Source organism: Bradyrhizobium forestalis, assembly GCF_002795245.1.
Lineage (GTDB): Bacteria > Pseudomonadota > Alphaproteobacteria > Rhizobiales > Xanthobacteraceae > Bradyrhizobium > Bradyrhizobium forestalis.
Genome location: NZ_PGVG01000009.1, coordinates 50,476 through 62,518, shown reverse-complemented (window position 1 = coordinate 62,518; position 12,043 = coordinate 50,476). Strand labels below are relative to the sequence as shown.

Here is a 12,043-nt window from a genome sequence, read left to right as displayed (position 1 = left end):
GGTGGGGAGAGACCGTCACCCGCTCGCGCTACGCGCGATCGACCCTCCCCCTCCAGGGGAGGGTGGCAGTCCGGCTCACGACTGATGTGCGAGGCCCCATGTCCCAACCGCTGCTGATCGAGCACGACGACGGCGTCGACCGGGTGACGCTCAACCGCCCCGAACACCTCAACGCACTCGATCCTGCGCTGATCGATGCGCTCAATGTTTACTTCCAGGGCCTGCAGCGCAACCGCGACACGCGCGTGGTCGTGCTCAGGGGCGCCGGCAAGAATTTCTGCGCGGGCCTCGACCTCAAGGCTGCGATGGCGCGCCGGGCCGGGCAGCAGGAGCCGCCCGGCGTCACGGAGTCGCTGGACTCGCAACGCCGCATTGCCGACATCGTGATGCTGATGCGGCGCTGCCCGCAGCCGATCCTGGCGCTGGTGCAGGGCGCGGCGGCCGGCGGCGGCTTTGCGCTGGCGCTGGCGTCCGACATCCGCATCGCCGCCAAGTCGGCGCGGATGAACTGCGCCTTCATCAAGCTCGGCCTCGGCGGCTGCGACATCGGCACCAGCTACTTCCTGCCGCGCCTCGTCGGCGTCTCCGTCGCATCCGAGCTGATCCTCACCGGACGCTTCATCGGCGCCGAGCGCGCGCTGGCGGTCGGCCTCGTCTCGGAGATCGTCGACGAGGACAAGCTCGACGAAGCGGCCGAGCCCTATGTCGAGGCGATGAAGACGGCCTCGCCCGTGGGGCTGCGGCTGTCCAAGGAATGTCTCAACATGAGCGTCGATGCCGGCTCGCTGGAAGCTGCGATCGCGATGGAGGATCGCAACCAGGTCCTGTGCAGCCGCTCGGAAGAGTTTTCCGAAGGCATCAGGGCCTTCCTTGAGAAGCGAAAGCCTGTCTATATCAAGCGCTGAACGACGAAGATCCGCAAAGGACAGTAATTCCGGGAGACGCAAAATGAGTGGAAGCGCGGCGGCGGTCATGACGAAGCCCGCCTTTCGCAAGGTCCAGTGGCTCAAGCGCGACATCGACGTCGAGCGCCGCGGCGATGGAACGGTGGTGCTGAAGTCGCGCATTCCGCTGCAGCCCTACGAGCAGCACATCCCGGCCTCGCTGGCGAAATGGGCGAAGGAAGCACCCGAGCGCACCTGGCTGGCGCAGCGCGGCGGTCCGAACCGCGAATGGCGCAAGGTCTCTTATGGCGAAGCCAAGCGCACCGTGGATGCGCTGACGCAAGGCCTGCTGAACCTCAAGCTCGATGGACGGCCCGTTACGATCCTCTCCGGCAACTCGATCGAGCACGCACTGATGACGCAGGCCGCGATGCAGGCGCGCGTCCCGGCAGCTCCCGTGTCGCCGGCCTACTCGCTGATGAGCCACGATCACGTCAAGCTGAAGTACCTGTTCGATCTGATCAAGCCGGCCGTGGTGATGGTGCAGGACGGTCCGACCTTCGAAAAGGCGCTCAAGGCGCTCGACCTCAGCGATGTCACCGTGGTTCACGTCGCGTGGCCCTGCGACGGTATCAAGAGCGTCAGCTTTGCCGAATTCGCGGCAACACCTGTGACGCCTGACGTCGACGCGTCGATTGCAAGGATCACGCCGCAGACCGTCGGCAAGCTGCTGTTCACGTCCGGCTCGACCGGCATGCCCAAGGCCGTCATCAACACGCAAGCGATGATGTGCGCCAATGCCGCGATGATGATGCAGGTCCGGCCGCGCGATCCCAGTGGTCCGGTTGCGACGATGCTGGACTGGATGCCCTGGAACCACACCATGGGCGGCAACGCCGCGTTCCATCCGATCCTGGTCGATGGCGGCACGCTCTATATCGATGACGGCCGGCCGATGCCGGGCCAGTTCGAGGAGACGCTGCGAAATCTGCACGAGATCTCGCCGACCTATTATGCCAACGTTCCCGCCGGCTATGCCGCGCTGGCGGCTGCGATGGAGAAGGACGATGCGCTCTGCCGCTCCTTCTTCAAGAATCTGTCGATCATGGCCTATGGCGGCGCGCGTCTGCCGGACGATCTCTATGAGCGCATGCAGGCCCTCGCCGTGAAGACCACCGGCGAGCGCATCGTGTTCTACACCGGCTGGGGCTCCACCGAGACCGCGCCGACCTCGACCGGCACCTATTGGGACACCGAGCGTGTCGGCCTGATCGGGCTGCCGTTCCCCGGCGTCGAGTTGAAGATGGTGCCGTGCGGCTCGAAGTACGAATTGCGCCTGCGCGGCGTCAACGTCACGCCCGGTTATTTCGGCCAGCCAGAGCTGACGAAGAAGATGTTCGACGAGGAAGGTTTTTATTGCATCGGCGACGCCGGCATCTTCGTCGACGATGCCGATCCGGTGAAGGGCATCATCTTCGCGGGGCGTGTGGTCGAGGACTTCAAGCTCACCACCGGCACTTTCGTACATGTCGGCTCGCTCCGCACCGACACGATTGCGGCGGCGACGCCGGTCGTGCATGACGCGCTGGTCGCGGGACAGGACCGCGGTTTCATCGGCCTGCTCGCGTGGCCCAATTTGCACGCCTGCCGGCAACTCGTCGGCAATCCCGATCTGAGTTTCGCGGATGCGGTGAAGCACCCTGACGTGCTCGCCTGCCTCAGGCGCGGCCTGGAAGCTCACAACCGGGAGTGCGAAGGTGCCAGCAGCCGCATCATCGCGCGCGCCATGCTGATGGTCGAGCCGCCCTCGATCGACGGCAACGAGCTCACCGACAAGGGCTACATCAACCAGCGCGCCGGCCTGGAACGCCGCGCCGCGCTGGTGGAGCGGCTTTATGCCGAGAGGCCGGATGAAGACGTGATCGTACTGCGATGAGTGCGCAACTCTCTCACCTCGTCATTCCGGGGCGCGCGCAGCGCGAACCTTGGTGCGCAATTGCGCACCAGAGAATCCATCGGGCCGCATTAACGCGGTGGAATGGATTCCGGGCTCGCGACTTCGTCGCGCCCCGGAATGACGGTCTCAATGACACTGAATAAGAGGTAGCCCGCCATGAACTTCGATTTCTCCGACGATCAAAAGCAGCTCCGCGACCAGGCGCGCAAGTTCCTCGCCGAAAAATGCTCGCCCAAGGCGGTGCGGGTCGTGCTCGACGGCAAGGCGCCTTACGACAAGGAGCTGTGGAAGGGCCTCGCCGAGATGGGTTTTCTCGGCGTCGCGATCCCTGAGGAGTTCGGCGGTGCCGGCGCTGGCCACCTCGAGCTCTGCGTGATCGCGGAGGAAATGGGCCGGGCCAACGCGCCGGTGCCGTTCTCCTCGACCGTGTATCTCGCCGCCGAAGCACTGCTGATCGCGGGCAGCGACGCGCAGAAGAAGAAATGGCTGCCGGCGATCGCCTCGGGCGAGGCGATCGGCACGCTGGCGCTGTTCGAGGGCAAGGGCAATCCGTCGCCGAAGAACGTCAAGCTCACCGCAGCGAACGGCGTGCTCAACGGCGTCAAGAAGCCGGTCGCCGATGGCGCCATTGCCGATTTCGCGGTGGTCGCCGCGCGCACGGGATCGAACGGGCGCGACGGCGATATCTCGTTGTTCCTGGTTGATCTCAAGGCCGGCGGCGTCGAGGTCAAGAACCTCACCAATCTCGATCCGACCCGCGGGCAGGCCGAGATCACCTTCAAAGACTGTAAAGCGGAGCCGCTTGGCGCCGCGGGCGAAGGCTGGAGCATCCTCACCCAGGTGCTCGACCGCGCTGCGGTGCTGTGCGCCTTCGAGCAGGTCGGCGGCGCCGACCGCGCGCTGGAGATGGGCCGTGACTACGCGCTCGACCGCATCGCCTTCGGCCGTCAGATCGGCTCGTTCCAGGCGGTCAAGCACATGCTCGCCGACATGTACGTCTCGGCGACGCTGGCGCGCTCCAACAGCTATTACGGTGCCTGGGCGCTCTCCACCAATGCGGCCGAGCTGCCGGAAGCGGCCGCCGCCGCGCGCATCAGCGCGACACAGGCGTTCCAGCACTGCGCCAAGAACAACATCCAGGTTCACGGCGGTATGGGGTTTACCTGGGAGTTCGACTGCCACATGTACTATCGCCGCGCCAATACGATGGCACTCGGGCTCGGCAGCCTGTCCTATTGGGAGGACCAGCTGATCGACCGCATGCGGAAGAAGAACGCGGCGTGATGCCAGCTGCGTAGGGTGGGCTAGCCCCTGCGGATGCGCGAAGCGCGATCCGCGGGGCGTAACCCACCATCGGTTGGCAAGTTGGACGAAATTGGTGGGTTACGCCTTCGGCTAACCCACCCTACGAAGACAGAGAAGCGCCATGAACTTCGACGACACCCCGCAGGAAGCCGAATTCCGCGCCACAGCGCGCGCCTGGATCAGCGCCAACGCACCGAAGCAGTACGAGGAGGAGCTGCGCAAATCCTCGCTCGGCCGCACGCAGCTCAAGAACGCCAATATCCTCGAAGTCGCAAAGGCTTGGCAGAAGAAGAAGGCGGACGCCGGCTGGGCCTGTCTGCACTGGCCGAAAGAGTATGGCGGCCGCGGCGCCTCGCCGATCGAGCGCGTGATCTGGCAGCAGGAAGAGGGGCCGTTCGGCAAGCTCTCGCACATGTTCATCATCGGCCATGGCATGTGCGGGCCGACCATGATGGCGTTCGCGCGCGAGGAGCATAAGCGCAAATATCTGCCGCCGCTCGCCTCCGGCGAGAAGGTGTGGTGTCAGCTGTTCTCCGAGCCGGCCGGCGGCTCCGACGTCGCGGGTCTACGCACGCGCGCCGAGAAGGACGGTGATGAGTGGGTCATCAATGGCCAGAAGATCTGGACGTCGGGCGCGCATTATTCCGACTACGGCATCCTGCTGACCCGCACCGATCCCACCGTGCCCAAGCACAAGGGCCTCACCATGTTCTTCCTGGACATGAAGAGCCCGGGCGTCGAGGTCAGGCCGATCAAGCAGGCGAGCGGCGCTTCCGACTTCAATGAAGTCTATTTCACCAACGTTCGGATTCCCGACCATCAGCGCCTCGGCGAGGTCGGCGACGGCTGGAACGTGTCGCTGACCACGCTGATGAACGAGCGCATGTCGATCGGCGCAGGCGTCTCGACCGGTTTCCCGGAGCTGTTCGAGTACTGCTCGAGCCTGATGCTCGACGATGGGCCTGCGATCGAGGATCGCGCGGTGCGCTCGAAACTTGCCAATTGGGCAGTGAAGGCGAGTGGCCTGCGCTACACCAGCATGCGCGCGATCTCGGCGCTGTCGAAGGGCGAGCGGCCGGGGCCGGAGAACTCCATCGGCAAGCTGGTGGCGGGCTCGATGATCCAGGATGTCGCGACCTACGCGCTGGATCTGCAAGGTGCGGCCGGCGTCGTCAGCGGCCCCGAAGACGCCGAAGTCGCGGGCCGCTTCCAGGCCATGCTGCTGCGCGCGCCGGGCACCCGCGTCGAAGGCGGCACCGACGAGATCATGCGGAACATCATCGCCGAGCGGGTGCTGGGCCTGCCCGGCGACATCCGTGTCGACAAGGACGTGCCGTTCAACAAGATCCCGACCAAGGGAAGATGAGTTCGCGTCCCGGACGCGATGCAGCACGCAGTGCTGCTTCGCAGAGCCGGGACCTAGAAAGCCGCAGATGGGCCCCGGCTCTGCAGCGCACCGCCATAGCGCGTCTAAGACGCGCGTAAACGCGCTAATGGCGCTGCGCAGCGTCCGGGGCACGAGAGAGGAGAGTTCGAAGATGAATTTCGACGACACCCCGCAGGAAGCCGCATTCCGCGAGACCGCGCGCAAATGGATCGAGGCCAATGCGCCGAAGGAGCTGCATGCCGAGCTGTCGAAATCCTCGCTCGGCCGCATTCGCCTTGCCAACCATGACATCGTCGATGTCGGCAAGGCCTGGCAGAAGAAGAAGTTCGAAGGCAACTGGGCCTGCCTACACTGGCCTAGGGAATATGGCGGCCGCGGCGCCACGCCGATCGAGCGTGTGATCTGGCAGCAGGAGGAGGGTGTCTACGGCAAGCTGACGCAGCCGTTCCAGATCGGCGAGGGCATGTGCGGGCCGACCGTGATGGCGTTCGGCAGCGAGGACGCCAAGCGCCGTTACTTGCCGAAGCTCGCCTCGGGCGAGGAGATCTGGTGCCAGCTGTTCTCCGAGCCGTCCGCCGGCTCCGACGTCGCCGGCCTGCGCACGCGCGCGGAGAAGAAGGGCGACAATTGGGTCGTCAACGGCCAGAAGATCTGGACCTCGGGCGCGCATTATTCCGACTACGGTCTCCTGATCGCGCGCACCGATCCCAACGTGCCCAAGCACAAGGGCCTCACCATGTTCTTCCTGGACATGAAGAGCCCCGGCGTCGAGGTGCGGCCGATCAAGCAGGCCAACGGCATGCAGGAGTTCAACGAGGTCTATTTCACCGACGTCGTGATCCCCGACAGCCAGCGGTTAGGGGCCGTCGGCGACGGCTGGAGCGTGTCGCTGACCACGTTGATGAACGAGCGCATGTCGATCGGCGCGCGGCTTGCGACCGGCGTGCCTGAGATGTTCGAGTTCTGCTCCAATCTGATGCTGGAGGACGGGCTCGCCATCGACGATCCCGCCGTTCGCTCGAAGCTTGCGAGCTGGGCGGCGAAGTCGAGCGGGCTGAAATACACCAGCTACCGCACGATCTCGGCGCTGTCGAAGGGCGAGCGGCCGGGCCCGGAGAACTCGATCGGCAAGCTGGTGTCGGGCATGATGCTCCAGGATATCGCGACCTACGCCATGGACCTCCAGGGCGCGGCCGGCGTTCTCACGGGCAATGACGAGGAGACGGTGCAGGGCCAGTTCCAACAGATGCTGCTGTCCTCGCCCTCGATGCGCATCGCCGGCGGCACCGACGAGATCCTGCGCAACATCATCGCCGAGCGCGTGCTGGGCTTGCCGGGCGACATTCGCGTTGACAAGGACGTGCCGTACAACAAGATCCCGACCAAGGGACGATAATCTCTCTCGTGTCCCGGACGCGGCGCAACGCGCCGCAGAGCCGGGACCCAGGGCCCCAATGGGCCCCGGCTCAGCAGCGCATCGCTGAAGAAGCGCTGCGCTGCGTCCGGGGCACGAAAGCGAGACAAGCGATGGACGCCAAAACATCCAACTCACGCCATTCCACCGAAGATCGCATCGGCGTGCTCGAAGAGCTGCTCAACGAGCGCTACTCGGCTCGTGCCTTCCTCCCAAAGGAAGTCGATCGCGCCACCATCGAGCACGTGCTGACCACCGCGCAGCGCACCGCGTCCTGGTGCAACAGCCAGCCCTGGCAGGTCATCATCGCCAGCGGCGAGGCCAAGGATCGTTTTCGCAAGGCGATCTACGCCGAGGCCTCAAAAGGCCTTGGCGACGACTACGATTTCACCCCGCCGCGTGAATATGTCGGGATCTACCTCGAGCGCCGCCGCGAGAGCGGCTTCCAGCTCTACAATACGCTTGGCATCGCCCGCGGCGACAAGGCCGCCTACGCCAAGCAGGCGCTGGAGAACTACAATTTCTTCGGCGCGCCGCATGTCGCCATCATCCACACCAACGAGCCGCTCGGCATCTACGGTGCGATCGATTGCGGCGCCTATGTCTCCAACTTCATGCTGGCGGCGCAGGCGCTCGGGCTAGGGACGATTCCGCAGGCAGCGCTGGCGCGGCATTCCGGCCTGATCCGTCGCCACTTCAATCTGCCCGACGACCGCCGCGTCATCTGCGGCATTTCGTTCGGCTATGCGGACAATGCGCACAAGGTCAACAGCTACCGCACCTCGCGTGCGAGCGTGGCCGAGACCGTAACCTTCGTGGACGTCTGATCGAGTGTTGTGAGCTCGGCGTCAGACGCGCGCCAAGACGGCCGTGGAAACGGCCGTCTTGGTCTCGTCCCGGTCCGATTGACGCCGGCTGTCAGCCGCCGCTGCCGCCGATCACGGCCCGCACGGTCTCGTCGGGTCCGAAATCCTCGGCGCCGTCGACATAGAGCAGCGCGGCAAGCTTCGAGCGGGCGCGGTTCACGCGGCTCTTGATCGTGCCGACGGCACAGCCGCAGATCGAGGCCGCGTCCTCATAGGAGAAGCCCGACGCGCCGACCAGGATCAACGCTTCACGCTGATCCTGCGGAAGCTTGTCCAGCGCCGTGCGAAACTCCTCGAACTCGAGATGCGCGTTCTGCGAAGGCTGTGTCTTCAGCGTCTTGGCGTAGTTGCCTTCGGCATCCTCGACCTCGCGCCGACGCTTGCGATAGTCGGAGCGAAACAGGTTGCGCAGAATCGTGAACAGCCAGGCCGGCAGGTTGGAGCCGGGCTGGAACGAGTCGATGTTGGCGAGCGCTCGCAGCAGCGTCTCCTGGACCAAATCGTCGGCGCGGTCCGCATTGCCGCTGAGCGAGATGGCGAAGGCGCGCAGACTGGGCACGGCCGCCAAGATGTCGTTACGCAGGGAGTCCGTGAGAGGCATTAATCCCTCCCATTGTTGTTGTCGTTGGATCCGCCCTCATTTTCCACGTGGGGTGTCGCTCCCGGCGCATCAAGCTTCTTGATCAGTTCTGCGAACCGATCCGGAACCCCTTGACGCACGACATCGTCGTACATGGCGCGCAACTGGTGCCCGATCCGGGATTGAATCTCCGGAGTAAGGCCTCCCTTGCCGGGGGTCGTGCTTCTGCTGGCTTGAGACTTGAGATCTTTCATGACCTGTTCCACGTTTCCCCGAGTTAAGTGACTGTAAAATCGAGAGGTTTTCTCAACCGGGAGCCGTTCCCTGGATAGGCACAATTCCAGCTGCGCGAAAAAGTTCCCAGCGCGGCGGAACTTTTCTTGACGTGATGCGTAATCAGCCCAGCAGGGGAACCCGGGCCCCCCGCGTGACGCTTGACGTTGGCCCGGAGACGAATGGAGTGGGGATGTCCCGTTCACAGCTTGTTGCTGAACACTTGCCGTTGTTGCGCCGATACGCGCGCGCCCTGACGGGCAGCCAGGCCTCCGGTGACGCCTATGTCGCAGCCATGTTGGAAGCCATGCTGGGAGATCCGTCGGTGCTCGACGAGAGCCGTGGGCCACGGGCCGGCCTGTTTCGGCTGTTCACCCAGATCTGGAATTCGGTCTCCGTCAACGACGACGCCGAGGTCACGACCCTGCCGATGCCGCCGGAGCGGCGGCTGTCGAACATCACGCCGCTGCCGCGTCAGGCCTTCCTGCTGCTGTCGCTCGAGGGCTTTTCGGAAGAGGAAGTCGCCTTCATTCTCGGCACCGACGTCGCGGAGACGCGGCGGCTTGCGGACGCTGCCGGACGCGAGATGGCGGCCGAGATCGCGACCGACGTGCTGATCATCGAGGACGAGACCTTCATCGCCATGGACCTCGAGAGCCTGGTGAAGAATCTCGGCCATAACGTCGTCGGCGTCGCGCGCACACATGCCGACGCGGTGGCGCTGGCCAAGAACAGGCGGCCCGGCCTGATCCTGGCCGACATTCAGCTCGCCGACGGCTCGTCGGGGCTGGACGCGGTCAACGAACTGCTGCGCACCTTCGAGGTGCCGGTGGTGTTCATCACCGCCTATCCGGAGCGCTTCCTCACCGGCGAGCGTCCCGAGCCGGCGTTCCTGATCTCAAAGCCGTTCCAGCCCGCGATGGTGTCGGCGGTGGCGAGCCAGGCGCTGTTCTTCCAGCGCAACTCGCGCAACCGCACGCCGAAAGCGCCGGCGGCTTAAGGGAAGCGCCATTTCGCGAAACAATCTGATCCGGCGTGCCGCAAGGCACGCCGGATTTTTCGTATCGGCCTTCCGCGCTTGACGCGCATCCACTTCGCCGCTCATACCTCATGCGTCTATCCCAGTCGGAGATGTGCCTCATGGACCAGCAACTCCCCGATCGCCTCGCCATTCGCGACCTCGTCGAGAACTGGGCGGTGTGGCGCGACGCCGGCGATTGGGAGCGCTTTGCCACGGTGTGGCATGACGAGGGCTGGATGTCCGCCACCTGGTTTCAGGGACCGGCGCGGGATTTCATGCGCGTCAGCCAGGAGGGCTTTGCCAGGGGCGTGCGCATCCTGCACTTCCTCGGCGGCACCAGCATCGATCTCGCGGGAGCGCGGGCCATCGCCCAGACCAAGATGACGATCTCGCAGCGCGCCCTCGTGCACGACGTGCTCTGCGACGTCGTCTGTACCGGCCGCTTCTACGATTTCCTGGAGAAGCGGCAGGACCAATCAGGAATTGGCAATTGGGGCATCGTCCGCCGCCAGCCGATCTACGAGAAGGACCGGATCGATCCGGTCGATCCCGCCGCGACACTCCGCCTCGACCAGAAGGCGCTCGCCGCGCTGCCTGAAGGCTACCGCCACCTCGCCTACATGCAGGAGCTGATCGGCTACAAGGTCAAGCGCGACATGCCGGGCCTCACCGGCGCCGAGGTCGAGAAGCTGTATGGCGAGGGACGGATATGGCTGGCAGGGAAGGTGTCTTGACGCATCGAGCGATGGGAGCGTGCTGTCGTGTTTGACGGCCAACGGCGCCATGCCGCCTGATCCTGTTTAGCGTGGACACCCCTTCAGCCGGCAATCACCGGACGTAACTGCTCGGCTCTGTTTTGATTGGCGACAGGAAGCTGCTTCATGAATTTCTTGCTTCGCCTCAGCCAAGGCTCCAGCGTCTGCCGCACACCGTCTGGTGATTTTTCTGCATTCCCAGCGCGATGCCACGAACGATGGCGAGGGCGGTCTGACCTTCTCGGTCGGTAATCTCGACCACTATACTTTAGGATGTGTTTCGTGCATGATGGTCATCTTGAAGCGACCGATCTTGAAGGTCGGATGAATTTGAAGCCGCGGCACATTTCGTAGCCGTCGAATACGAGAATTTTGAACTATCGAATTGCTGCAGCCGGCATCGCCGGCAGCCTTTGCCGCCTGGGAGGGTCGGATGCCCAAGACCAAGCAACAACATCTGGACGCGACGAACGGACCAAAGCGGATACTGGCGCTCGATGGTGGTGGGATACGCGGCATTCTCACCCTCGAATATCTTGAAGTCATGGAGCGCGAGTTCAGGAAACGCTTCAATGACCCGAAATTCCTGCTCTGCGACTATTTCGACCTCATCGGGGGGACATCGACCGGGTCGATCATTGCGGCCGGTCTGGCCTGCGGATTGACGGTGGAGCAACTCAAGAAGCTCTACACCGGGATCGGGACGGATGTTTTCCAGGCCGAGTTCTGGAGGCTCGGGCTGCTGGCGCCAAAGTTCAAATCTGAACCACTTCAAGCTGCGCTCGATGCGCAGCTCGGGGCAGATACAACGCTCGACAGCGAGCGCATCCGCACCGGCCTGATGATCATGACGAAGCGCCTCGACACGGGCAGTCCCTGGCCGCTGCACAACCATCCCGCCGCTCGATATGCCGCGCAGGACGGCAAGTTGCATTTGACCAAGGTGGTCCGGGCGAGCACGGCAGCACCGACCTATTTCAAGCCTCAGGAGATCGACATCTCCTCGCGTCAGGGAAACGTCGTCGCCGGCGCGTTCGTCGACGGCGGTGTGAGCCCTTTCAACGACCCGTCGTTGCAACTGCTGATGCTGGCCGCGCTCGATGGCCATGGTTTTCACTGGCCAACCGGCAGAGACAAGTTGTTGCTGGTCTCGGTCGGCACCGGCGCGTTCAAGAAGACTTTCACGACGGGACAGATCACGGGCATGGCGGCGGCCGAGCAGGGCCTGCGATCGCTGCAATCGCTCATGGATGATTGCGGGCGCGTCAATCAGGCAATGCTGCAATGGCTGACGAACTGCCTGACGCCATGGGCGATCGACAGCGCGGTGGGGGATATGAAGCTGGACAGCAAGAGCGGCCCGCAACTGGCCACCTATGCACGCTATAACGTGCTCCTGGAGCCCGACTGGCTGAAGACCACGGTCAAGCTCGACCTGGCGCCGGAAGCTGTCGCGAAGATCGCGGCGATGGATGATCCCAACAATATCGCGGCCCTTGCCGACATCGGGAAGCTTGCCGCGAAGGAGCAGGTCAAGCCGGAACACTTCCCGCCCTGCTTCGATGTGAGCTGATCCGGCGGCGGCCGTGCTCAGACGCAGG

At 64.3% G+C, this 12,043-nt stretch carries 11 protein-coding genes; 9 read left to right on the top strand and 2 right to left on the bottom strand.

What is annotated here, in order from left to right; all coding sequences use genetic code 11:
• Nucleotides 1-98 precede the first annotated feature (98 nt).
• The 6 genes from CVM73_RS13220 (at nucleotide 99) to CVM73_RS13195 (ending at nucleotide 7,774) form a co-directional block, all read left to right on the top strand.
• Nucleotides 99-905: an enoyl-CoA hydratase/isomerase family protein gene (locus tag CVM73_RS13220; RefSeq protein ID WP_100232423.1), complete on the top strand. Its 807-nt coding sequence runs from the start codon at nucleotides 99-101 to the stop codon at nucleotides 903-905.
• A gap of 43 nt (nucleotides 906-948) precedes the next feature.
• Entirely contained in the window at nucleotides 949-2,820 is a 1,872-nt protein-coding gene (locus tag CVM73_RS13215; protein WP_100232422.1) for an AMP-binding protein, read from the top strand.
• Between the two features lie 177 nt (nucleotides 2,821-2,997).
• Nucleotides 2,998-4,125: an acyl-CoA dehydrogenase family protein gene (locus CVM73_RS13210; RefSeq protein WP_100232421.1), complete on the top strand. Its 1,128-nt coding sequence runs from the start codon at nucleotides 2,998-3,000 to the stop codon at nucleotides 4,123-4,125.
• 142 nt (nucleotides 4,126-4,267) lie between these two features.
• Complete coding sequence (locus tag CVM73_RS13205; protein ID WP_100232420.1) at nucleotides 4,268-5,512, top strand: acyl-CoA dehydrogenase; 1,245 nt, start codon at nucleotides 4,268-4,270, stop codon at nucleotides 5,510-5,512.
• A 172-nt stretch (nucleotides 5,513-5,684) separates the two neighbouring features.
• Nucleotides 5,685-6,929, top strand: coding sequence for an acyl-CoA dehydrogenase (locus CVM73_RS13200; protein WP_100232570.1), 1,245 nt, complete (start codon nucleotides 5,685-5,687; stop codon nucleotides 6,927-6,929).
• A gap of 131 nt (nucleotides 6,930-7,060) precedes the next feature.
• On the top strand, nucleotides 7,061-7,774 hold the full coding sequence (locus tag CVM73_RS13195; RefSeq protein WP_100232419.1) for a nitroreductase: 714 nt from the start codon (nucleotides 7,061-7,063) through the stop codon (nucleotides 7,772-7,774).
• Between the two features lie 91 nt (nucleotides 7,775-7,865).
• Here the strand turns inward: CVM73_RS13195 and CVM73_RS13190 are convergent, their stop codons facing one another.
• Together CVM73_RS13190 and CVM73_RS13185 are read right to left on the bottom strand one after the other, a co-directional pair.
• Nucleotides 7,866-8,414 carry a sigma-70 family RNA polymerase sigma factor gene (locus CVM73_RS13190; RefSeq protein ID WP_018316216.1) on the bottom strand — a complete coding sequence of 183 codons (549 nt, stop codon included), beginning with the start codon at nucleotides 8,412-8,414 and terminating at the stop codon, nucleotides 7,866-7,868.
• A complete protein-coding gene (locus CVM73_RS13185) occupies nucleotides 8,414-8,647 on the bottom strand; it encodes a NepR family anti-sigma factor (RefSeq protein ID WP_024337325.1) in 234 nt (77 codons plus the stop codon). The genes CVM73_RS13190 and CVM73_RS13185 overlap by 1 nt, the downstream gene beginning before the upstream one ends.
• Nucleotides 8,648-8,859: 212 nt before the next feature.
• On the opposite strand from CVM73_RS13185, the gene CVM73_RS13180 reads away from it, so the two are divergent.
• The 3 genes from CVM73_RS13180 (at nucleotide 8,860) to CVM73_RS13170 (ending at nucleotide 12,015) form a co-directional block, all read left to right on the top strand.
• On the top strand, nucleotides 8,860-9,666 hold the full coding sequence (locus tag CVM73_RS13180) for a response regulator (RefSeq protein ID WP_100232418.1): 807 nt from the start codon (nucleotides 8,860-8,862) through the stop codon (nucleotides 9,664-9,666).
• A gap of 140 nt (nucleotides 9,667-9,806) precedes the next feature.
• Nucleotides 9,807-10,421 carry a nuclear transport factor 2 family protein gene (locus tag CVM73_RS13175; protein WP_100232569.1) on the top strand — a complete coding sequence of 205 codons (615 nt, stop codon included), beginning with the start codon at nucleotides 9,807-9,809 and terminating at the stop codon, nucleotides 10,419-10,421.
• 454 nt (nucleotides 10,422-10,875) lie between these two features.
• A complete protein-coding gene (locus CVM73_RS13170) occupies nucleotides 10,876-12,015 on the top strand; it encodes a patatin-like phospholipase family protein (protein ID WP_100232568.1) in 1,140 nt (379 codons plus the stop codon).
• The last annotated feature ends 28 nt before the right edge of the window (nucleotides 12,016-12,043 follow it).